General features: G+C 50.0%; 17 protein-coding genes and 2 pseudogenes. 18 read left to right on the forward strand and 1 reads right to left on the reverse strand.

All coding sequences use genetic code 11. From position 1 onward, the window contains the following. Positions 1–109 precede the first annotated feature (109 nt). Complete coding sequence (locus HMPREF0733_RS06840; protein WP_013398638.1) at positions 110–1585, reverse strand: aldehyde dehydrogenase family protein; 1476 nt, start codon at positions 1583–1585, stop codon at positions 110–112. A 487-nt stretch (positions 1586–2072) separates the two neighbouring features. Here HMPREF0733_RS06840 and HMPREF0733_RS06845 point away from each other — a divergent pair, with 487 nt between their 5' ends. From HMPREF0733_RS06845 to HMPREF0733_RS06920, 18 genes and pseudogenes are all read left to right on the forward strand, one after another. Further along, a complete protein-coding gene (locus HMPREF0733_RS06845) occupies positions 2073–2357 on the forward strand; it encodes a 50S ribosomal protein L25 (protein WP_041321708.1) in 285 nt (94 codons plus the stop codon). A gap of 287 nt (positions 2358–2644) precedes the next feature. Next, a complete protein-coding gene (pth, locus tag HMPREF0733_RS06850) occupies positions 2645–3229 on the forward strand; it encodes an aminoacyl-tRNA hydrolase (protein ID WP_013398642.1) in 585 nt (194 codons plus the stop codon). 300 nt (positions 3230–3529) lie between these two features. Continuing rightward, positions 3530–4828: an aminotransferase class V-fold PLP-dependent enzyme gene (locus tag HMPREF0733_RS06855; protein ID WP_013398643.1), complete on the forward strand. Its 1299-nt coding sequence runs from the start codon at positions 3530–3532 to the stop codon at positions 4826–4828. A 37-nt stretch (positions 4829–4865) separates the two neighbouring features. Next, positions 4866–5333 (forward strand): Fe-S cluster assembly sulfur transfer protein SufU, encoded by a 468-nt coding sequence (gene sufU / locus HMPREF0733_RS06860; protein ID WP_013398644.1) that lies wholly within the window; start codon positions 4866–4868, stop codon positions 5331–5333. A 930-nt stretch (positions 5334–6263) separates the two neighbouring features. Continuing rightward, positions 6264–13091 carry a DUF6531 domain-containing protein gene (locus HMPREF0733_RS06865; RefSeq protein ID WP_169310260.1) on the forward strand — a complete coding sequence of 2276 codons (6828 nt, stop codon included), beginning with the start codon at positions 6264–6266 and terminating at the stop codon, positions 13089–13091. A gap of 35 nt (positions 13092–13126) precedes the next feature. Further along, complete coding sequence (locus HMPREF0733_RS06870; protein ID WP_013398646.1) at positions 13127–13792, forward strand: hypothetical protein; 666 nt, start codon at positions 13127–13129, stop codon at positions 13790–13792. A 43-nt stretch (positions 13793–13835) separates the two neighbouring features. Beyond that, complete coding sequence (locus HMPREF0733_RS06875; protein ID WP_013398647.1) at positions 13836–14504, forward strand: hypothetical protein; 669 nt, start codon at positions 13836–13838, stop codon at positions 14502–14504. A 43-nt stretch (positions 14505–14547) separates the two neighbouring features. After that, a pseudogene (locus HMPREF0733_RS06880) lies at positions 14548–15197 on the forward strand (hypothetical protein). A gap of 650 nt (positions 15198–15847) precedes the next feature. Further along, the gene (locus tag HMPREF0733_RS06885; protein ID WP_013398650.1) at positions 15848–16510 is read left to right on the forward strand and encodes a hypothetical protein; all 663 of its coding nucleotides are present in this window, start codon (positions 15848–15850) and stop codon (positions 16508–16510) included. Positions 16511–16550: 40 nt separating this feature from the next. Next, positions 16551–17200, forward strand: a pseudogene (locus tag HMPREF0733_RS06890) (hypothetical protein). A 190-nt stretch (positions 17201–17390) separates the two neighbouring features. Next, positions 17391–17966, forward strand: a complete 576-nt coding sequence (locus tag HMPREF0733_RS06895; RefSeq protein WP_013398653.1) for a hypothetical protein — start codon at positions 17391–17393, stop codon at positions 17964–17966. Between the two features lie 138 nt (positions 17967–18104). Beyond that, positions 18105–18425 (forward strand): hypothetical protein, encoded by a 321-nt coding sequence (locus HMPREF0733_RS11435; protein WP_013398654.1) that lies wholly within the window; start codon positions 18105–18107, stop codon positions 18423–18425. 37 nt (positions 18426–18462) lie between these two features. After that, a complete protein-coding gene (locus tag HMPREF0733_RS11440; RefSeq protein WP_013398655.1) occupies positions 18463–18753 on the forward strand; it encodes a hypothetical protein in 291 nt (96 codons plus the stop codon). Between the two features lie 54 nt (positions 18754–18807). Next, positions 18808–19416: a hypothetical protein gene (locus tag HMPREF0733_RS06905; protein WP_013397664.1), complete on the forward strand. Its 609-nt coding sequence runs from the start codon at positions 18808–18810 to the stop codon at positions 19414–19416. A 211-nt stretch (positions 19417–19627) separates the two neighbouring features. Then, positions 19628–19843 carry a ribonuclease domain-containing protein gene (locus tag HMPREF0733_RS11015; protein ID WP_080556855.1) on the forward strand — a complete coding sequence of 72 codons (216 nt, stop codon included), beginning with the start codon at positions 19628–19630 and terminating at the stop codon, positions 19841–19843. Positions 19844–19861: 18 nt separating this feature from the next. After that, a complete protein-coding gene (locus tag HMPREF0733_RS06910) occupies positions 19862–20536 on the forward strand; it encodes a hypothetical protein (RefSeq protein ID WP_013397665.1) in 675 nt (224 codons plus the stop codon). 105 nt (positions 20537–20641) lie between these two features. After that, entirely contained in the window at positions 20642–21340 is a 699-nt protein-coding gene (locus HMPREF0733_RS06915; RefSeq protein ID WP_013398656.1) for a hypothetical protein, read from the forward strand. 5 nt (positions 21341–21345) lie between these two features. Next, a complete protein-coding gene (locus tag HMPREF0733_RS06920; RefSeq protein ID WP_013397668.1) occupies positions 21346–21654 on the forward strand; it encodes a hypothetical protein in 309 nt (102 codons plus the stop codon). Positions 21655–21768: the final 114 nt, after the last annotated feature.

The raw sequence follows: 21768 nt of genomic DNA on the forward strand, positions 1-21768 counted from the left end.
GCACCTGAAGAGGTTTTTATGAGTGTCTAAGAATGGAGAGGGGCAGTTCAACCCGACTCCGGATTTTCAGACAGCCTTTTCTCTACGTCAATCAACGTTCAGCAGGCAATTAATATAACCCTTCGCGCTCTTCGCGGGTGGAAATGTAGATGTTTTTCACCTGCGTGTAGGCGGCGAGCATCATCTTGTGGGTTTCGCGGCCGATGCCTGAAGTTTTGTAGCCGCCGAACGGTGCGCCTGCGGGCAGACGGTTGTAGCAGTTCACCCAGACACGACCGGTTTCCAGCGCGTTGGAGACGCGCAGGCAGCGGTTGATGTCTTTGCTCCAAACTGCGCCGCCCAAGCCGTATTCGCTGTCGTTGGCCATTTTGACGACTTCTTCTTCGGTTTTGAATTTAATCACGGTAGCAACCGGTCCGAAGATTTCTTCTTGGGCAACGCGGGCGTTGTTGTTGTCAGCCTCGATCAAGGTCGGCTCGACAAATTCGCCTTTGCCCAATTCGCCTTCGAGTTTTTTGCCGCCGGTGATAATGCGGCAGCCTTCCTGCTCACCGATTTTGACATATTTCAAAATGGTTTCAAGCTGGCCGGCGTTGACTTGCGAACCCATTTGGGTATCGTCTTCCCAAGGCAGTCCGACTTTGATTTTTTTGAACTCTTCCGCCAAGGCGTTGACGAATTTGTCGTAAATGCCTTCTTGTACGAAGATGCGCGAACCGGCGGAGCACACTTGGCCTTGGTTGAACAAAATGCCTTTTTGTGCGCCTTCGAGGGCTTTGTCGAACGGCATGTCGTCAAAGAAGATGTTGGCGGATTTGCCGCCCAGCTCCAAGGTAGAGGGAATGAGCATTTCGGCGGCAGCGATGCCGATGCGGCGGCCGATTTCGGTTGAGCCGGTGAAGGCGAGTTTGTTGAAGCCTTTGTGGTGCAGCATGTATTCGCCGGATTTCGAACCGCGTCCGGTGATGATGTTCAGCACGCCTTTAGGCAGTAGGTGGTTAATTTTTTGGGCGAGCGACAACAGGCTCAGCGAAGTGCTGGAGGACGGGTGAATGACGATGGTGCAGCCTGCGGCAAGTGCGGGTGCGATTTTCCAAGCCGCCATCAGGAAGGGGAAGTTCCACGGAATAATCTGACCGACGACGCCGATAGGTTCGCGCAGTACGATGGACAGGTCTTCGGAGTCAAGTTGGGTTGCGGTGCCTTCTTCGCCGCGGATGACGCTGGCGAAATAACGGAAATGGTCGGAAGCCAGCGGGATGTCTGCGGCGCGGGTTTCGCGGATGGGTTTGCCGTTGTCCAGCGTTTCCTGCAAGGCGAACAATTCCAAGTTTTCGTCAATCACATCGGCGATTTTGTTGAGTATGGCGGCGCGTTCGGTTGTGGTGGTCTTGCGCCATGTTTTGAACGCTTCCTGCGCGGCGGCGACGGCGGCATCGACATCGGCGTCGGACGCGTCGGTAAATTTTGCCAGTGTTTCACCGTTGGCGGGATTGTAAGAATCCAAAAGCGTGCCGGGGCTCGTCCACGCGCCGTTAATCAAAAGACCGTACTCTTTATCGAACACATTCAAATCTTTTGCCATGATGCTGTCTCCTTAAGTTGTCTTTATTGGGTTTTAGTTGTTTTTATTGGGTTTTAAGTCGTTTATTCAACGTCATTTGAAAACAGGGTAGTATTTTTTCTGTTTCGATTCAAGCGCTAAAAATGAAAGCATTCTCGAAATTCCAAATATGTAATTTTGCAAAACGGAAAACGCAGTCAAGTCACATCTTGATGATGTATGGGGGCGAGGGCGGTTTGTTAATATATTTTAAGTTTTCAGACGACCTTGCGATCACCGCGATGCGCTCGCCGAGCATCTGGGGACCCTCAGCAGTACTTGGTGCTGGGGTGCGAGCCTGGACCTAGGAAAAACTATCCTTGCTCGTATCTGGAAAATCTGTAAGAATATAGTGTTAGCCAAGGCGAGGGCAGGTTCTGCCGTTATCGACGAGGTGGCGCATGGAATCCCATGATTTGCGCCATTATTCTCTTGGCGCATTACCCATGATTAAAGAATGGAGATTACCATGTCTGAAATTAAAATTACTGCCGAGCCCCGCACCGATTTCGGTAAGGGCTATGCACGCCGCATCCGCGCTGTTGGTGATATCCCCGCCGTTATCTACGGCAATGGTAAAGAGCCTAAGCACGTGATCCTCCCCGGCCACGCGACCACTATGGCTGTTCGTAACAAGGACGTTGTTCTGGTGATCGAGGTTGATGGTGAGCAGTTCAAGACTCGCGTGCAGGATATTCAGCGTCACCCGATCCGCCCCGAACTGCAGCACATCGACCTGTTGTTCGTCGACTAAGGTTAGGTAGACGAAGGAGCGCGCGGCGCATCAACGTTTACGCCGGAACCTGTTTTAGAGGTTTTTCGGCAACGGTACGGCTCGTATCTGCTTCTGGCGGGTGCGAGCCGCTTCCATATTTCCCGCCAACTTACGGCGTACACCCATCTTTACCGTTTGGCTCAGATGCGAGATAGCCGACCAGTAACCGCCTAATCCGCCCATAGTTTTATCCGGTTTACCGAGTAATCTCTACCGAGCATTTTTTTATTTCTCACCCTATAACCCGCAGGAAGGTACACGAGAACATGTCTGATGCGTGGCTCATCGTAGGCCTGGGCAACCCCGGACCGCAATACGCGAAAACCCGCCATAACATCGGGCAGATGGTGCTCGATAAAATCGCCCGTGAAATGGGCAGCACCTTTAAGAAGCATTCCAAAGCATCCGCCGTAGTTGTCGAAGGCCGCTTAGGCATGGGCGGTCCCAAGGTCGTACTCATGAAATCCCTCGGATACATGAATACCTCGGGCGGGCCCGTATCTGCGGTCGCAAAATTCTACGGCATCGACCCCGATCACATAATCGTGGTGCACGACGAGCTTGATATTCCCTTCGATACCATCAAACTCAAAATCGGTGGGGGAGAAGGCGGTCATAACGGCCTGCGCGATATTACCAAGGCGCTGGGCACCAAAGACTATTACCGTGTGCGCGCTGGCATTGGTCGTCCACCCGGGCGCATGAACACCGCCGACTACGTGCTCAAACCCTTCACGGCAGCCGAAGTCAAAGATCTGCCGTTCCTGATCGACAACTCCGTTGACGCGGTCGCCATGCTTATCACCGACGGGCTGACGGCGGCGCAGCAGCGCTTTCACAGCGCATCCTAAATATGCGCAGGGCACGGGCACTCGACAAACCGCATAATTCGGTGCCTCTACATCTGTCGGGTGCGCCTAGCAGCAAACATGACGCCCCGTTACGCCCGTAGCTATGGTTAGGCAGATTTCCTAGGCTGTTGCACACACCTAACTAGGTTTTGCCCGCGCCAAGGAATAAGCTAGAAAAGCATGACGTTATAGCCCCACAGACACTAAGCCCGGGCGTACAGCCCCGACCTAACGTGCCAGCAGCAGGGGTCTCGACGCCATGCGGCGTGCCTGAAACCGGTCAAGAGAAAAGGAACAACCGTGGCAGAATACTCAGTCCCCGCCAACACGCCGCTCAACGATGACACCGTGCGAGCGTTGCGCGCAGACTTCCCTATTCTCAACACCGTCGTCAATGGCAACCCGCTCGTTTACCTCGATTCCGGCGCCACCAGCCAAAAACCACTCCAAGTTCTTGATGCTGAACGCAACTTCTACCTGCACGCCAACTCTGCGGTACACCGCGGCGCGCACACCCTTGCCGTCGAAGCCACCGAACTCTTCGAGCAAGCCCGCACCACCGTTGCCGCCTTCGTAGGAGCCCGCGACGAAAACATCGTCTGGACTTCCAACGCTACAGAAGCGCTCAACCTTGTCGCCTACTCAATAGGCAACGCCTCCCAAGGACTCGGCGGTGAAAAAGCCCAACGTTTTGCCCTGAAACCCGGCGACGAAATTCTCACCACTGAAATCGAACACCACGCCAACCTCATACCCTGGCAGATCCTAGCCCAACGCACCGGCGCAACCCTCAAACACATCCCCGCCACCGACGACGGACAGATCGACTACGAAGCCGCAGCCAAACTCGTCACCGAGAAAACCCGCATCCTCGCTTTCAGCCACGTCTCCAATGTCACCGGCGCCATTGCGGATGTGCCGCGCTTCGTCGCACTCGCCCAAAAAGTCGGTGCCCTCACTGTCCTGGACGCCTGCCAATCCGTACCCCACATGCCAGTAGACTTCCCCGCACTCGGTGTCGATTTCGCCGCATTCTCCGGGCACAAAATGCTTGCCCCCACCGGCATCGGCGCACTCTACGGCCGCACCGAACTCCTCGACGCCCTGCCCCCATTCCTCACCGGCGGCTCCATGATCACCCGCGTCGAACTCCAAGACGCCGACTATATGCCCGCCCCCATCAAATTTGAGGCGGGAACCCAGCGCGTCTCCCAAGCAGTTGCCTTTGCTGAGGCAGTACGCTACCTGCAGCACCTCGGCATGGACAACGTACACGCCTGGGAACAAGAACTCGGCGCGAGGCTCGTGGCCGGAGTGCAGAACATCGAGGGCGTGCGCCTGCTAGGACCCACCGACCCGAACAAACGCGCCGGGCTCGTCTCCCTCGGCATCGACGGGGTACACCCGCATGACGCTGGGCAGCTGCTCGATACGAAAGGTATCGCCGTGCGCGTAGGTCACCACTGCGCCCAGCCGCTGCACCGCGGCGCCGGACTGACGGCCTCGACCCGCGCCTCCGCATACCTCTACAACACCACCGAAGACATAGATGCGTTCCTTGCCGCGCTCGCCGAGGTGCGCCCCTACTTCGGGCTGTAAAGAAGCCGTTACTCATATACACAGGATTGGATAATTCATGTCGCTAGAATCGCTCTACCAAGACATTATTCTGGAACACTCAAAGCAGCGCACCGGCGAACATCTGGTGGAGGTACCCGCCGGGCACGCCAGCGCCGACAACCACCAGTACAACCCCACCTGCGGAGACGAAATCAACCTGCGCCTCGTGCTATCTGATGAGCAGAAAAACGGTGAAAAGGTTGTCGAATCGGTCTCGTGGGAAGGCGACGGCTGTTCCATTTCGATGGCGGCGGCATCGGTGCTCTCCGAGATGGCACCGGGTATGACCGTGGGGGAGCTGCAGAACCATGTAGATGCGTTCCGCGAGATGTTGCGCTCGCGCGGTCAGATTACTCTGGATGAGGAAGAATACGGCGATATGGCGGCATTTTCCGGGGTTTCAAAGTTTATGGCCCGCGTCAAATGTGCGATGCTCTCGTGGGTGGCAGTCGAAGAGGCGGCTCGCGTGGCAAGCACGAAATAGACGCACCTATGGTTGGCTGCTGCGCTGACCCTAAAACATAGCTTCACCCATCGAGCGGCTCTCCGGTCACCATGACCGAAGGGCCGCTCTTCTATGTGCATGCACATATGGCATATAGGGTTTTGAACTCCAGAGAAGGAGGACTTCAAGAATATGAAATCGTAGTACAAAAATTTTTGAACATTTTTATAACTCTCTACCGAAAGTACAGATTATTTTCAAGAACCCTTGTAAGATGAAGAGTAACTCTAGCTATACCTAACTTCCGGAGAGACCTACGAAGCCATGCCTTCTATCCTTTTTCACTCTAACACCCAGCCCATTGAGTACAGTTTTACTGATGCTGCCGCGCTTGCAAATACATTTGACAGCGCTGCCTCCAAACTTCAGGAGTACCACGGAAGAATTCGTTTAGAAGGTATACGGGCGGCCGAGGAATTTCGGGGGCGGTACGCAAACCTCTTCGTACAGAACTACAAACAGTGCATAGATGATGCGCATCGACTAGAGGATGCGTGCCGTCGAGCAGCTCATGCAGTGAGGCAGATTTCCCGGAATGCTGAAATAGAACAAGATAACCGTAGGAAAGCCCGAGAAGCAGAAGAAGAGTATAACAGAAAACTCAACGAAAATAATCTGTTTAATGTGTTATCTGGATTGTCTGTATCCAAGCAGATCAAAAGGAATTTTCTGAATGGTCCAGCATATGTTCCTTCTGAGGAACCTAACGTTAGAATCGATACTTATGACCTAGAACGGGGAATGTGCAAAGCGCCTGAAGGTGGTTCCTCCGAATTTGTTTCGTCTCTTTCTCGTTCTGATAGCGAGAAATATGCTGACAGCCTTGCCTCTTCTGGCGGTGTCTCGTCCGCTGTGCCTGAAGCTTTGGAGAGATATGCAAAGTTTCTCTCGCAAGTTGTCTATGAAGACATGACCTATTACTTCACCTCTATTAATACAGCGTATGAGCGGTATTTAAGCTCATGTAAGTGGGGTGTTCTTGATATTACCGGTCTTTTAAAAGCAACTGTTGAGTGGATTAATGATAATAACCACGATGCAGCCTGGATTGATGCTGTTGCTTATGCATTTCGGATTGCTGGTAGTAATGGGCAGTATGTTATTGCGGATGCGACGCTTACGGCTTTCTTAAACGATAATGGTCTTAACCCTGGGCGTAAAAACCTTGTAATTCCTGACGTTTCAATTTATGGAACTATGCCTACGAGTGGCTATGCGAATGATCCGGTGAATGTGGCGACGGGGAATTTCATTGAGGAAGAGCGGGATCTTTCTGTCGGGTCTGTGTCGTTGGTGCGGATGTATAACAGTATCGCTGCTGCTGGGGCGGCGTCTACGCATGAGGGGTATACGGCTCCGGTAGGCGCGTTTGGGCCTGGGTGGTCTTCTACAGTGGATACGCATTTGGGGTTTACGGCTTCTGGTGTGGTGTGGGCTGATGTTGATGGGCGGCAGGTCTTCTTTGCTCGTGCTGGGGCTGGGTTTACTCGGGCTGCTGGGGAGGCGTGGTGGCTGCATCGATATACGGTGAACCCAGCGGATTCGTCTGCGTCTCAGGCTTCTGACTCTGAGAATGGTGCTGCTCATGATGAGGCTAACGGTGATGTGCGTGCGCAGGCTGCGCGTGCTGGGTTTGCTGCTGTGATTTCTTTGGCCGCTGAGCATTCTGACCAAGTGGTCTCTGGCGGTGAGTTTTATGCGGTGTCGAATAATGCCGGGCAGTACCATTACTATACGCGGGGCGGTGCCTGGCTGGGCTCTTGGGGTTCGGAACCTGGTTCTGCGGTTGCCGCTATCTATGAGGATGCTTCCAATGGTGGTTCTTCCTCTCGTGTGCGGGCTATGGTGGGTGCTTTCGGTAAGGCTATCCGCCTCTCGTATGATGATGTTTCTGGGCGTGCGGTGGCTGTTACTGGGGCTGGATCTCGGGTGGAGTATGCCTATAGTGAGACGGGACATCTGGCAGAGGCGACAACCTACGCCCTAGCCTCGCAGACAACATCCGATCCCGTGGATGAGCCTGAGAGTGCTGTCAAGGGTGGTACTGCTGCGGCTTGCGGCGTTGTGGTTGCCTCGCGCGTGTATACGCATACCGAGGATGGTTTGGTGCAGACGGTCACGGGCACTGGTGGCGTGCGTGAGGTGACTAATGTGTATGGGGATCCGGATAATCCGGGGCGTGTTACCCAGCAGGTCAGTGAGCATGGTCGTGTGATTGACTATACGTATTTGCCGGGTGGGATTACGCAGATTACCACCGGTACCCATGAGAACACTCTAGCGGCTGACTCTGATGGCTCTGATGCTGCGGACACTGCTGAACGGGCGCTGCATCCGAATACGTGGGTGTCTGATAGTAAAGGGCGTTTAGTCTCGGTTACGTCGGCAGAAGGGTCTACGGCTCGGTTTATTTATGACGCGTTTGGGAACCGGATTCAGGTGACCGATCTTGAAGGGTCGCGGACGGTGCGGTCTGCGAATACTCGTGGGCTTGTGGTGAAGGAGCTTGCTTCTACAGGTTCGATGAGTATTACCGAGTATGACGACTTGGACCGACCGGTTCACAAGCGGACATATGGCTCGAAGGATGAGTGGATTCGTAAAGATGCTCCGGTAAAGGTTGTTTCATATGAGTATGCTGAGGAGGGTTTTTCGCGTCAGCCGGTTGCGGTGACGACTGATGGTGCCACCAGCCGGTATACCTATACATCGACGGGACAGATGTCGTCAGTGACAGATCCGACAGGGGTCGTGACGCGGCTTTCCTACGATGCTCGGGGGAATCTGACCGGAGTGCTTAATGCTGTGGGCGACATGCTCAAGGTTGAGTATGATGCCCAGGATCGACCGGTGGCGGTGATCTCTCCATCGGGGGCAACTATGCGTGTGGAGTATGACGCTGCCTCGCGTCCTGTTCGGGTAATTGACCCGGTGGGGAACGCAACTGTGTATACATATACTCCTGCGGGTAAAGTCGCCAGTATCACGGATGCGGTTGGGGGTGTGCGCCGGTTTGAGTACAACGCCGCTGGGGAACTGGTTGCGCAGGTGGCACCTGATGGTGCCCGTACCGTGCGTGAGATCAACGAGCTGGGATACACGGTTGCTGAGACTGATCCGCTGGGGCATGTGACGAAGTTTGTCCATGATGGTATGGGCAGGGTTACAGAAAAGATTGACCCAGCCGGGAATGTGTGGGCGAGCAGGTATAACGCTGCTGATACTTTGGTGGAGCATACCGATCCGACGGGTGTGCTCACACGGGTAAGTCGAGATAGTGCTGCCGGTGAGATCACGCATCAGGACGGTGTTGGGAACACCGCGACGGTGGGATTTGACGCGCTGGGCCGGGTGATGAGCAGTATTGACCCGTCCGGGGCAGTCACGTCGTGGGCGTATCAGTTTTTGACTAACACTACGACTGCCTCCTCGGGTGAAGGGGATCGGGGTGCCGCGCATCATCAGGGTACTTCAGAGCCTGTTCGCGTGCAGGATCCGACCGAGAATCTGGTGAGGGTCCCCGGTGCCCATGCGTTGCGGACGTGTACTGATGCTGCTGGTCAGGTTTCGGGTGAGGTGTGTGATGCTGCTGGGCGGTTACTCAGGCAGGTGAGTGCCTCGGGGGCTGTGACGGAGTATTCGTATGATGCGTGTGGTCGGGTTGCCTCAGTGACAGATGCTGATGGGGTGATGACTGAGTACCGGTATGATGCGGATTCGCGTTTGGTGGCGAAGACTCGTGCTGGCGTGGTAGTGGAGTCTTTTGTGTATGATCTGTGTGGGCGTGTGTTGGAGCGTCGTGCTGGGACTAAGCTGGTGGGCAGGTATGCCTATGATGCGTGTGGGCGTGTGGTGCGGTGTGTGGATGCTGCTTGGGGCACCCGGTCGTTCTCCTATGATGCGTGTGGGCGTGTGGTTAAAGCTGTTTCCGGCGTGGGTGGAACATGCTTTTTTGATTATGACGGTGCGGGGCGTTTGCTAGCGCGTCGGGTAGCTACGTCTGAGGGCTTTGCGACAACCTCGTATGCCTATGATGCGGTAGGGAATGTGATGTCGGTGACGGACCCATTCGGGGCGGTGACCAAGTATGCGTATGATGGCGCGCACCGGTGCACTGAAGTCATGAACCCAGATGGTTCGCGGGTGTCGTATGCATACGATGGTGCCGGCGAGGTGGCGAGTATGCATGTGGCTAAGCCAGGTGAGCGCTTGGGTCGGTTGGCGTGTGCGTGGGTGCGGGATCGAGCCGGTCGGTGCCTGACGGTGAAGGATTATCTGGCGGGGGAGAATCTGGCACGGCTGGGCGCTCAACGGTCTGCAGCTGCTACGGTCGCTACAGCAACAACCACCGTTGGTTCTGCTAACGCGAGTGCAACAACGGCTGCTGGTAGGTCTTCTATCGGTGTCTCGGATGGCGCGGAATCCGAAGCTGATGTGTATGTTCAGACGACCTATGTCTCAGATGCTTTGGGACGTTTGGTGAGGGTGGATTCTGCCCCGAAACTCGGGGATGAGGTTTCTGATATGGCGTTCTTTGCATCGGGTAATCGAGTATGTGCTGCCGGGGATGCTTCTGCGGCTGAGGTGTTTGCATCTACGGGTGCGTGGAGCCTAGCGTACTCCTATGATGCTGATGGGAATGTGGTTCAGCGTACTACTCCGTATGGTTCTACCGTATATGGGTATTCTCCGGGCGGGCGTATTAGGTCTACACAGCAGGTCCCTGCCGGTATCGGGGTAGAGGACTCATCGAGTGCTGGTGATAAGCCTGGGGTGGCTGAGTTTGCTTATGATGCGCTGGGGTATTTGGAACGTGTTCAGGTTGGGGAGTGTGTCTCTTCGTGGGTGCGTGATACGTCCGGAGCCGTTATGGGGTACACTGAGGAAGTTCTCGGTGAGGCCGACGAGCCTAGTGGTTCATCGTCGGGTATGGTGCAGGGTGTGCGGGTACGCCGGAATCCTGCGGGGAAGATTACTCGAGTGGAAGATACCGTTAAGGGTTCCTGGTGTGAGTACGCCTATGATGCTTCCGGCAGGTTGATTCGTGCGGTGAGCTCGGATGATGTGTTGGTGGCGTGGGTGTATGATCCGGTCGGGTTGCTTATGAGGGAAGAAACCCATCAGGAAGGTGCCCTGGTTCGGGTGCGTGCGTTTTCCTATGCGGGGGAGCGGGTACAGACGGTACGCCTGTATGAGGCACTAGAGGATGGTGGTTCTTCCGCTGCACCTGTTGCGGGTGTGGTGGAGGATCTAACCGGGTTAGATACGTCATCTTTGGTGTGTACGGGGTCGGTTCAGTATTCCTATGATGTGCGGGGTTTCCGTACGGGGGCGGCTGATCATACTGGTGCTGCTGTGACGTGGGGCTGGGATGCTCTGGGTTCTTTAGAGCGGGTGGAGCGTATCAACCACAGCTCCGAGTCTTTGCTGGGCAGGCATGTGGCTACTGGTGGTGAGGATTCTCTGATGGGTAACTCGACGGTGTGGTTTGCGACATCGTCGGTTCGGAATATGCCGGTAGCTGTTGGGAGTCAGCAGGATAGGCAGGATCCTGTTGTCTCGCCGCTGGTGTGGGATACGACAGTACCTGATGCTGCTTCGTTGGTGGGTGTTGGTGTTACCGAGGCGGTTTCGGCGGGGTCTGTGCTTGGTGGACGCGATAGTATCCTCACCGGCACAGGTATGGGGGCGTATGGTTTTGGCACGGATATCTTCGGTGCCGCGTCTCCGGTGACTTGGGGAAGCAACACCACTGCAGCTGCTGGTAATGGGTTGCCGGGTTTGCCTGCTGATGTGGGTTTGACAGTTCAGGGTGCGTTAGCAACCGTTGGCGGTGAGTTGATGGGTGCGCGCTTGTATGATCCTGTGACGGCTGGGTTTTTGTCGCCGGACCCTGTGGAGCCTGTGGCCGGGTCGGGGTATATGGGTGCGTCGTATCTGTTTGCGTCGGGTGATCCGGTGAACCTGCACGACCCCACAGGTTTACAACCATTATCTATTGATGCTATCCGTCAGTATAGGGATTTCTTTGGGTTTGAGCTGACAGTTCAGGATAAATTTATCCGCTACTGGCTATCTGCTGCAGCGGATTTTGACAATTTTAATCGTGAGTTTTGGAATGATCCATCTGGATGGATAGCTTCGCATCCTGACGAGGTGGATGTTGTCCTTACTTATGGACTCGCTGGTCTTATTGCTCTAGTTGGAGGCCCCGCTGGATGGTTCATTGGTGGAGGCATGTTTCTTTCAATGAATACTTCCATAGTCGTTCAGCGCTGGGAGACAGGGCATGTTGATCCTCGTGAAGTAACGCGTGAGGGGCTCATCAGTCTTTTGCTTGATGTGGCCACATTGGGCTTGGGGAAGATTTTCAAAATTGCTGCTAAGCCTGCTGTTGATTATTTGCTCGCTCGCTGGGGCATTCGCTGGGGAAGTTATGAGGTCCGTCATCTTCCTGTAATGAGACCAAGTGCAGCTTCAGGCGATGCTGTAAGTGTTCGCGCTCAGACAGAGATGCTACGTAAAAATGCTATAACGATCAAATATCCTGTGCTTTTCCGCAAGAGTGCTCAAGAAGGTGCTGAAAAAGCGGCTTCTAAAGAAAGTTTAGAGGCAGTTTCTTATCAGGGGCGTTATGGCAATCTCTTCGACCGTTCGCACCTGAATACCACAGGATATGGTTTTGCTGCTCCGCGAGTTGCGGCTCCTGAAGCAGGAGCACACACCCCGCTGCCCTATAGTACCCGTGGGGTAGCCCAAGAGTCTTCAGTGCCGCTCAAGCCTGTGGAGGCTCCGCAGGTGGGCGAGGTTCCTCCTGCTTCGGGTGCTGGGTCCGGTGCTGTTGGTATGCAGGCTGTTAAGCCTGGTGGTGTGGCTGATGATGCTGTGGTGGCTCGTGGTTCTGCTGGTGTGCGTGAGCCTGAGGTGCAGCTGAAACCTGTTGAGGAACCGAAGGTTGAGAACCTGCCTCCGGCAAAGGGGGCTGGTGCCGCTGAGGGGCCGACGGTTTCGATGCGTGATGTGCAGACTCATCTGGACGAGAAGTTGGAGGGTGTACGTCGTAAAGAGTGGAGGGGGAAGGATAAGAAAGGACGCTCACGCACTGATTATTACGATTACGAAAAGTTTAAAGAGGCTGAGAAAAACTACTTTGACGACAGGGCTAATTTACAGGAATACGAGGCTCGTAAGAAGCAGGCTGAGCTTGAGGGCAGAGAATTTACCGAGGCACCTCCAAAAGATCCGGGGCCTCGTCCTCAGCATGCGTTATGGAAAGACGCCGAGGAGCGATTTGCGCCAGATTTGCAGACTGCAATGCAGCTTGATGAGGAGGGTTTGAAGCACCACCGGGTGGTGAAGAGTGAGGACTATCAGGGTCAGATTCCTCAAGAAACTGCTGAGCATCTCCAGCAGGCTACGCAGAAGATCATAAAGGATGGAGCTCCTCCGCACTATCCTGGCGCTAATGAGGGTCGGGTCTTTAATAATGAACCTTGGAAGGGAGAAGGAAAAGGAAAAATCCTACCCACTACCGATGTTGAGGGGAATCCTATTACGTATACGGAAATGGATTTCATGGCGCCTAAACCTAAGATCGGTGAAAACGGTAAAGTTGAGTTGAAGCCTAACGGGAAACCTGATACGACTCGTGGTGATGACAGGTTGATAGTGGGTAGTAATGGCAGTATCTATTACAGCCCGGATCATTATCACACGTTTATCCTGATAGTAGAGTAAATGGAGTAAACAGAGTAAGACGAATAGAGAGAAAGATGAGTTACACGCTTAACGGAACTGTAGAGTTCATTGCCCCTTTGTTTATTCGTGAGGGTGGGTACTGGGAGAACCATATGCTGCCTTATCTGGAGGCGGAGGGGTGGAAGGTTATTGTTGTTGACTGTGCTGGGGTAAAAACCACGTTGGATTTTGCCTATCGTCTGGTTGAGAGTATTGAGAGTGTTTATGCTATTCCGGATGATTTTAACCTGCGCTGGGCTTCAGAAGATGCTTGTCTGATTGACTGGTTTGATATGCGTCAAGGACTTTTTGTGTTGTACAAGAATTTTGATGACCTCTTCGTGATGGATGACGAGGACGTGAGCCTATGCGTAAATATTATTGAACAGATGGACACACGTTATACAGTACGTCCGATCCATGGTAGTGGTCTTTATCAGGTTCTTTTTGGGTGGGGATTCGAAATCTCGCAGGAGAGTGTGCCGCGTGTAGAAGAGTTTTTCGAGGGCAAGGTTGTGTTCGCCATGGACGGGGTCGAATATCCTTGGTCACGTGTGGAAAGGTTTAAGAAAGTGTTTTTTCCTCAGGGTTTTCCTGATCCGTTGTATGAGGATGGTACGGAGTGGATTGATGATCCTGATGAGTACCCCGAGAGCACTTCCTATACTGGTGATCGTAAGGGAGAAAGTTCATCTGAGTAAACATAGTTAGACTCCTTTGTCTGTCTGCATTTTAGAGAGAAACATGCCTTATCAACAAGAACGGTCTGCCGTAGAATTTACAGCTCCTTTGTTTATCCGTGAGGATGGATACTGGGAGAACCATATGCTGCCCTATCTGGAAGCGGAGGGGTGGGCTGTCATTACTGTTGATTGTGCTGGAGTGGTATCGTACATGGACTTCGCCAGGCGATTAGTTAAAACTATCGACCCTAACTACAGTTTTCCCGAAGGTTTCAATATGCGCTGGGCATCCGAAGAAGCATGTTCAATTAGGGATAGGGATATGCAGCAGGGGCTTTTCGTTTTGTATAAGAATTTCGAGCAGCTTTTTACTATGGCTGATGATGATATAAGCGCATGTGTAAATATCCTTGAGATCATGGAAGTAAATTATGCTGGTCGTCCACTACATGGCAGTGGTCTGTACGAAGTTCTAGTTGGGTACGGTTTTGACATTTCACAAGAAAGCTTGCCGCGGGTGAAAGAGTTTTTCGAAGGCAAGGTTGTGTTCGCCATGGACGGGGCCAAGTATCCTTGGTCACGGGTGGAAAGGTTTAAGAAACTGTTTTTCCCAGATGGTTTTCCTGACCCGTTGTATGAGGATGGTACGGATTGGATTAATGATCCTGATGAGTACCCTGAGAGCACTTCCTATACCGGCGGTCGTGAGGGAGAAAGTTCATCTGAGTAAACATAGTTAGGCTCCTTTGCCTGTCTGCATTTCAGAGAGAAATATGCCTTATCAACAAGAACGGTCTGCCGTAGAATTTACCGCTCCTTTGTTTATCCGTGAGGATGGGTACTGGGAGAGTCATATGCTGCCTTATCTAGAATCGGAGGGGTGGGCTGTCATCACTATTGATTGTGCTGGGGTGGTATCGTATATGGACTTCGCCAGGCGGTTAGTTAAAACTATCGACCCTACCTACAGTTTTCCCGAAGGTTTTAATATGCGTTGGGCTGCTGAAGAGGCATGTTTGATTAGGGATAGGGATATGCGTCAGGGGCTTTTCGTTTTGTATAAGAATTTTGAGCAGCTTTTTACTATGGCTGATGATGATATAAGCGCATGTGTGAATATCCTTGAGATCATGGAGGTAAATTATGCTGGTCGTCCACTACATGGTAGTGGATCATATCAAGTACTTGTGGGTACGGTTTTGATATTTCACAAGAGAACGTGTCCCAGATGGAAGAGTTCTTTGAAAATCGAGTAGTCATCGCGGCAGACGAGGCAGAGTACCCTTGGACTGAAGTGGAAAAGAGCAAGAAGTTTTTCTTTCCGAATGGTTTTCCTGACCCGTTGTATGAGGATGGTACGGAGTGGATTAATGATCCTGATGAGTACCCCGAGAGCACCACCTATACCGGCGGGAACAGCTAACAAGACACTGATAGCCAAGGAGTAACCAATTATGAGCTACTACGACGACGGGTACGGCAATAGCTTCTTCCCAGTTGTGTATGTGAAGAATAAGGATGAGGTTTTGGAGAGCTGGAAATATGAGAGTAAATAATACCAGGGGTTCTCATTTTTTGGCTCTTTAACCAGATTTTACAATATTTATTCACGTGGAGTTCTCTTCAGGTAAATTAGTGGAGATAGTCTCATATAAAAACTACTGGTTCCTGCGGTTTTGCTTTGTTGCAGGGGTCAGTGTTTTTGTATTTTAAATTTATTAGTCGTGTTTAAGGGTTGAGTATTTATGTGTTGTTTTTTACCTCAATGTTGAGGGTGATCCTATTGTTAGTGCTAATGAGGGCAGGAATTTTGACAATATTCCAGAGGAGGGTGAAGGTATAGGAAATATTTTACCGACAGCTGATGTTAAAGGAGGCAATATAACCTACACCGAAATGGATTTTATACCTCGACGACCCAGAATAGATAAAGATGGTAAAGTAATTCTCAAGGCTGATGGGGAGCCTGAAATGACACGAGGTACTGAACGCCTGTTAATAGGTAGCAATGGAAGTATTTACCTTACTTTAGATCATTATCATACATTTATTCTACTAATAGACTAGCGAGAAATGATGAGTTATACGACAAAATACCCTGGCCTCTTTAAAGCTCCTCTCTTTATTCGTGAGAGTGGATATTGGCAGAATCATATGGCACCTTATCTTGAGGTAGAAGGTTGGGCTGTTATTGTTGTTGATTGTGCAGGTGTGACTTCTATACAAGATTTTGCTTATCGTCTTGTGGAAAGTATTGACAGCGGTTATTCGTATCCTGAAGGGTTTAATCTGCGTTGGGCTTCCGAAGAAGCATGCCTCATCAGGAACAGGGATATGCGTCAAGGGCTTTTCGTTTTGTATAAAAACTTTGAGGATCTTCTGATACTCGATCATAGGAAGTTAACTGCATGTGTCAACATTATAGAAACTATGGATGAATATTATAGTGTTCGCCCATCATTTGGTAACGGTCTATACCAGGTTCTCTTTGGATATGGGTTTGAAATTTCACAAGAGAGTCTACCTCAAGTGAAAGAATTTTTTGCAGATAATATTGTTGTTGCTGCGAGTGATGTTAAATATCCGTGGGATGGTGCAGAGAAATTTAAAAAAACATTCTTTCCCAATGGTTTCCCTGATCCTCGTTATGAGGATGGATCATGGGTTATGGATCCTGATGAGTACCCGGAAAGTACTTCCTACGTTGAAGATAATGAAGAAGACTCGTCTAAGTAAAACTTTATATATCTTCCCCTAAAAATTCGAAGAGAAAAAGATGAGTTACACGCTTAACGGAACTGTAGAATTTACTGCTCCTTTGTTTATCCGTGAGGATGGGTACTGGGAGAACCATATGCTGCCTTATCTGGAGGCGGAGGGGGGAAGGTTATTGTTGTTGACTGTGCTGGGGTAAAAACCACGTTGGATTTTGCGTATCGTCTGGTTGAGAGTATTGAGAGTGTTTATGCTATTCCGGATGATTTTAACCTGCGTTGGGCTTCTGAGGATGCCTGTCTGATTAACTGGTTTGATATGCGTCAAGGACTTTTTGTGTTGTACAAGAATTTTGAGGACCTTTTCGTGATGGATGATAAGGCTGTTACAGCGTGCGTAAATATTCTGGAAGAAATGGAAGTATATTACGCCACTCGCCAATTACACGGCAGCGGGCTATATCAAGTCATGGTTGGTTATGGTTTTGATATTTCACAGGAAAGCTTGCCGCGTGTGAAAGAGTTTTTCAACGATAGCATCGTGGTCGCTGCTGACGGGGCCAAGTATCCTTGGTCACGGGTGGAGAGGTTTAAGAAACTGTTTTTCCCGAATGGTTTTCCTGACCCGTTGTATGAGGATGGTACGGATTGGATTAATGATCCTGATGAGTACCCTGAGAGCACTTCCTATACCGGCGGCAGTAATGGGTAAAGTACATCCGAACAAACCTCAGTATTCAATATTATAAGCTTGATGTTCGTGATTCTGGATACATTATCCGCAATGAACCAAGGATTAGAGGAAGACGAGACACAGAACGTTTAGTCGTTGGGAGTAATGGAGATATTTATTATACTCCTGATCATTACAGGACTTTTGTTCTTCTGAAAGGACTATAAATATGACTATTGATTTTAAAATGGATGAAAGATATCCTATAACACCAAATATTTATCTAAAAGGAGAGCCTATTCACCATAATAGGATAGATTCATTAGTTTCTTCTGGGTGGGAAATTATTGAAATTAGAGGAAATGTTATTATCGATTTTGATACCATGACATCTGAAATACTTCGTGCTATTAAATGTCCCTGGGATATTCCGGATTATGGTTCGCAATGGACATTAGATTATATTGAGGATATTGATCAATGGCTGGATATATCGCATGGTTTTTTTGTGTATATATCTAATTTTGATGATATTATTCTCAAGAATTCTCGAATAGCAAGTTATCTTTGCCAGCATCTCCACCGGTTGCAAACCAGGTACCGTTGGGAGCTTTTGGAGGAAGGAGAAGCGAACCTTAAATTTACCTACGGTTTTGAATGTTCTGAGAAGAATCTTTCGCTGGTGCGGGATTTTTTCCAGGGATATGTGGTAGTTGTGGATAGGTTTGAACCTGAGCATCCTGAGCTTGAGAGTGCGGAGGCCCTGGGTCCTTTCGTGGATGAGTATCTGCATTTGCCAGAGTAGCGGAATAGAATCAATGAACCTATATATAAGAAAAGGCAGGGTTGTCTATGATCGATTGGTGTCGCTTGTGGGCAGCCCTGATGTTCTATATGCCGAACCATGATGAAACGTTTATTTTGATTAAGGAATAAAAATATTATGAATTATTACGAACCTATGGGTTTTTATACTGATGAGTGGGATGACGTCTTTTTCCCGGTTGTTTATGTGCGGGAGGATGGTGTTTTAGAGCGACAATTAGAGCTGTTGCGGCAGGCTGGGTGGAAGATTATTGAGCTTTCCTGTGAAAAGTTATTGGAGTCTTCGGGGTCTGCGGAAGCTTCTGTGATGGTTTTTGAGGCTATTGAGTTTCCTGAGGAGATTCCTGATATGCCAGATGATTGGATTCATGAGTATCTTGAGGATTTGCATTGGCTGGATTTGAGTCAGGGGTTCTTTTTTTGCTCTGAAGAATTATGATGCACTATTCCAGAGCCCTCATGATCCTCATTATTATATGGCGAAGTGGGCTGCACAGCTGTTGCAGACTGTGGATACTGAGTTGAGGTACCGGTATTCGGAGGATGAGGATGGGGAGTATGATCCTGCGAATATTCTTTATGGTATGGAGGTGTCTCAAGAGCATCTTGATCAGGTGTTGGAGTTTTTTGAGGGTCGGGCGATCGTGATTCCTGATTTCGATGAAAATGACCCTGGGGCTGAGTATCCAGTGTATGTTAGAAATAAGGAAGATACTATTAGGAGTTGGCGAGGGATGACGGTTGACCCAGAGGATACTGAGGGTTAGAAGTCGTCCGCGCGCACGGAGAAATCTTCACGCCCATTGAGAAGTAGAAATATTATGGTTTTTTATACTGATGAGTGGGATGACGTCTTTTTCCCGGTTATTTATGTTCGGGAGGATGGTGTTTTAGAGCGACAATTAGAGCTGTTGCGGCAGGCTGGGTGGAAGATTATTGAGCTTTCCTGTGAAAAGTTATTGGAGTCTTCGGGGTCTGCGGAAGCTTCTGTGATGGTTTTTGAGGCTATTGAGTTTCCTGAGGAGATTCCTGATATGCCAGATGATTGGATTCATGAGTATCTTGAGGATTTGCATTGGCTGGATTTGAGTCAGGGGTTCTTTTTTGCTCTGAAGAATTATGATGCACTATTCCAGAGCCCTCATGATCCTCATTATTATATGGCGAAGTGGGCTGCACAGCTGTTGCAGACTGTGGATACTGAGTTGAGGTACCGGTATTCGGAGGATGAGGATGGGGAGTATGATCCTGCGAATATTCTTTATGGTATGGAGGTGTCTCAAGAGCATCTTGATCAGGTGTTGGAGTTTTTTGAGGGTCGGGCGATCGTGATTCCTGATTTCGATGAAAATGACCCTGGGGCGGAGCATCCTTTGTATGTGAAGAATAAGGATGAGGTTTTGGAGAACTGGAAATATGAGAGTAAGTAATACCAGGGGTTCTCATTTTTGGCTCTTTAACCGGATTTTACAATATTTATTCACGTGGAGTTCTCTTCAGGTAAATTAGTGGAGATAGTCTCATATAAAAACTATTGGTTCCTGCGGTTTTGCTTTGTTGCAGGGGCCAGTGTTTTTGTGTTTTAAATTTATTAGTCGTGTTTAAGGGTTGAGCAGTTCTAAAGTTTTCGAGAATAGGCCTATGGGCAGTAAAGATGGTAGCATACTCCCAACAAAAGATAAGGATGGTAATCTTATTACATATACTGAATATGATGCAAAACCGCCAGAGTATATCATCAAAGAAAATGGTAAACCAAGACTTAATCGGGGAACACATCGTATCGTAGTAGGAAGCAATGGAAGTATTTACTATTCGCCAGATCACTATTTAACTTTTGTCCGCCTTGTTGATTAATTTGGAAAGGAAACGAATATGCCTTATGAGGCTTTATATTCTAAACCGTTTAATATCCCTGTTTTTATACGAGATAATAATTATTGGGAAAACTATATGCTTCCTTCTCTGCGTCAGGAGGGGTGGCATGTTGTTATAGTTGATTGCGCAGGGGTTGTGGATGCCTATGATTTTGCTATTCGTTTTATGAATGCTATCAGTTTTGATTGGAGTTCATTCCCGCATAAATTTGATTTGAAATGGGCTGAAGAATATGCAGAGGATATCGATTGGCTTGATATGCGTCAAGGATTGTTTGTCTACTATAAAAACTTTGAAGATGTTCTATCTATGGCTGACGGTTTAAACATGGAGGGTTATGTTAGGTATAGTGTGGATATCCTTTACATTATGAATGCTTATTACCCACGGCGTCCTATGTGGCGTGATGACGAATACGAGGTTCTTTTTGGGTATGGGCTTGAGGTGTCGAAAGATTCCCTTCCTCGCGTTGAGGAGTATTTTGGAGGTCACGAAATAATCTGTGCTGGTCCTGATACTGAATACCCTTGGTCTCAACAGGAAGAGCGGAAGAAGAAATACTTCCCTAATGGTTTTCCCGATCCTCGGTATGATGAGAATGGTACGGAGTGGATTAATGATCCTGATGAGTACCCCGAGAGCACATCCTACACTGGCAGTAAGGACTCATAGTATCAAGGCATCTGGTGGTTAGCTAGATGACGTATATGGGTTACACCTCAGGTCGTGCTCTATATCTTTATTTGCCTCGTGAGTTAATTTTGGGAAAGAAACAGTATGCCATATCAACATAATCTTTCAAAACCCTTCATCGCCCCGATCTTCATTGAGGAAGATGGGTATTGGCAGAATTGTATGAAGCCCTATCTTGAGCGTGAAGGGTGGTATATCGCAGAGGTTGATTGTGCTGGGGTGGTAGATGCCCGGGACTTTGGGCGTCGTCTTTTAACAGCCCTGGATTTCGACTGGGACTCTTTCTTGCATGAGTTCGATACAGAGTGGGCTTATGAATACGCTACTGCAGTCGATTGGCTTGATCTGCGTCAGGGGTTGTTTGTGTACTATAAAAACTTTGAGGACGTTCTGTCGATGGCGGACCGTTTAGGGAACGATAGTTACGCTATTTATGCCGTGCATATGGTTGATTATATGCGTCTGGTCTATCCTATGCGTCCTAGCCCACGTCCTCGGTCTGGGGATGATTATGAGGTGACTTTAGGGTACGGGTTCGGGGTGAGTCGGGCTTCTTTGCCGCGTGTGGAGCAGTTCTTTGCAGGAAATAATGAGATTCTGATTGCTGGCCCGGAGGTGGTGGAGTATCCGTGGACTTGGCATGAGGAGCGGAAGAAAAAATATTTTCCTCAGGGGTTCCCGGCTCCTCGGTGTGATGAGAGGGGGGAGTGGATTTTTGATCCTGAAAGGTATCCGGAGAGTCCCGCGTTTACGGGTGATGCAGGATATCCTGTGGATGAATAGTCGTCTTGAGGTTCAGCCTGTATCCGCATAATTCAACCGGTACTGGGTTCGAGAATCAATCTATAGATCAGGCATGGGTGCAGGCTTATGAGTTCGATATGGTCAAGGCCGTTCAAACTTTTACAGATTGGTCGCTTGAGAATTTTATGCTGACCCTGACTGCGAGTAAAGAACCTAGCCTGCAGCAGTACCGGTTTAGTTCTTATGCTGAGTCGCGGTTGTTATCGGCTGCGTTGTGTTCGGTGATGGATTCGGTGGATAAGGCTGGTATAACCGAGATCGTGCGCTCGAGTATAACCTATTTGGCGGATTAATAGTCAGAATAATGAAGTCAACTAGCTTGCCGAATAGAGTTTCTGTGTACCCTAGATGGCCCGAGGCTTATAGAAATGGGATAAACATGATAGTATTTGAGGTTGAAATTTTGG

Source organism: Rothia dentocariosa ATCC 17931 (assembly GCF_000164695.2).
GTDB lineage: Bacteria > Actinomycetota > Actinomycetes > Actinomycetales > Micrococcaceae > Rothia > Rothia dentocariosa.

What these genes read in the sequence shown, in the direction of transcription:
- HMPREF0733_RS06845 (WP_041321708.1), top strand. Translation starts at nt 2,073, where the DNA reads ATGTCTGAAATTAAAATTACTGCCGAGCCCCGCACCGATTTCGGTAAG.
- sufU (WP_013398644.1), top strand. Translation starts at nt 4,866, where the DNA reads ATGTCGCTAGAATCGCTCTACCAAGACATTATTCTGGAACACTCAAAG.
- HMPREF0733_RS11440 (WP_013398655.1), top strand. Translation starts at nt 18,463, where the DNA reads ATGGCGAAGTGGGCTGCACAGCTGTTGCAGACTGTGGATACTGAGTTG.
- HMPREF0733_RS06915 (WP_013398656.1), top strand. Translation starts at nt 20,642, where the DNA reads ATGCCATATCAACATAATCTTTCAAAACCCTTCATCGCCCCGATCTTC.
- HMPREF0733_RS06910 (WP_013397665.1), top strand. Translation starts at nt 19,862, where the DNA reads ATGCCTTATGAGGCTTTATATTCTAAACCGTTTAATATCCCTGTTTTT.
- HMPREF0733_RS06905 (WP_013397664.1), top strand. Translation starts at nt 18,808, where the DNA reads ATGGTTTTTTATACTGATGAGTGGGATGACGTCTTTTTCCCGGTTATT.
- HMPREF0733_RS11435 (WP_013398654.1), top strand. Translation starts at nt 18,105, where the DNA reads ATGAATTATTACGAACCTATGGGTTTTTATACTGATGAGTGGGATGAC.
- pth (WP_013398642.1), top strand. Translation starts at nt 2,645, where the DNA reads ATGTCTGATGCGTGGCTCATCGTAGGCCTGGGCAACCCCGGACCGCAA.
- HMPREF0733_RS06865 (WP_169310260.1), top strand. Translation starts at nt 6,264, where the DNA reads ATGACCTATTACTTCACCTCTATTAATACAGCGTATGAGCGGTATTTA.
- HMPREF0733_RS06840 (WP_013398638.1), bottom strand. Translation starts at nt 1,585, where the DNA reads ATGGCAAAAGATTTGAATGTGTTCGATAAAGAGTACGGTCTTTTGATT.
- HMPREF0733_RS11015 (WP_080556855.1), top strand. Translation starts at nt 19,628, where the DNA reads ATGGGCAGTAAAGATGGTAGCATACTCCCAACAAAAGATAAGGATGGT.
- HMPREF0733_RS06875 (WP_013398647.1), top strand. Translation starts at nt 13,836, where the DNA reads ATGCCTTATCAACAAGAACGGTCTGCCGTAGAATTTACAGCTCCTTTG.
- HMPREF0733_RS06870 (WP_013398646.1), top strand. Translation starts at nt 13,127, where the DNA reads ATGAGTTACACGCTTAACGGAACTGTAGAGTTCATTGCCCCTTTGTTT.
- HMPREF0733_RS06895 (WP_013398653.1), top strand. Translation starts at nt 17,391, where the DNA reads ATGACTATTGATTTTAAAATGGATGAAAGATATCCTATAACACCAAAT.
- HMPREF0733_RS06885 (WP_013398650.1), top strand. Translation starts at nt 15,848, where the DNA reads ATGATGAGTTATACGACAAAATACCCTGGCCTCTTTAAAGCTCCTCTC.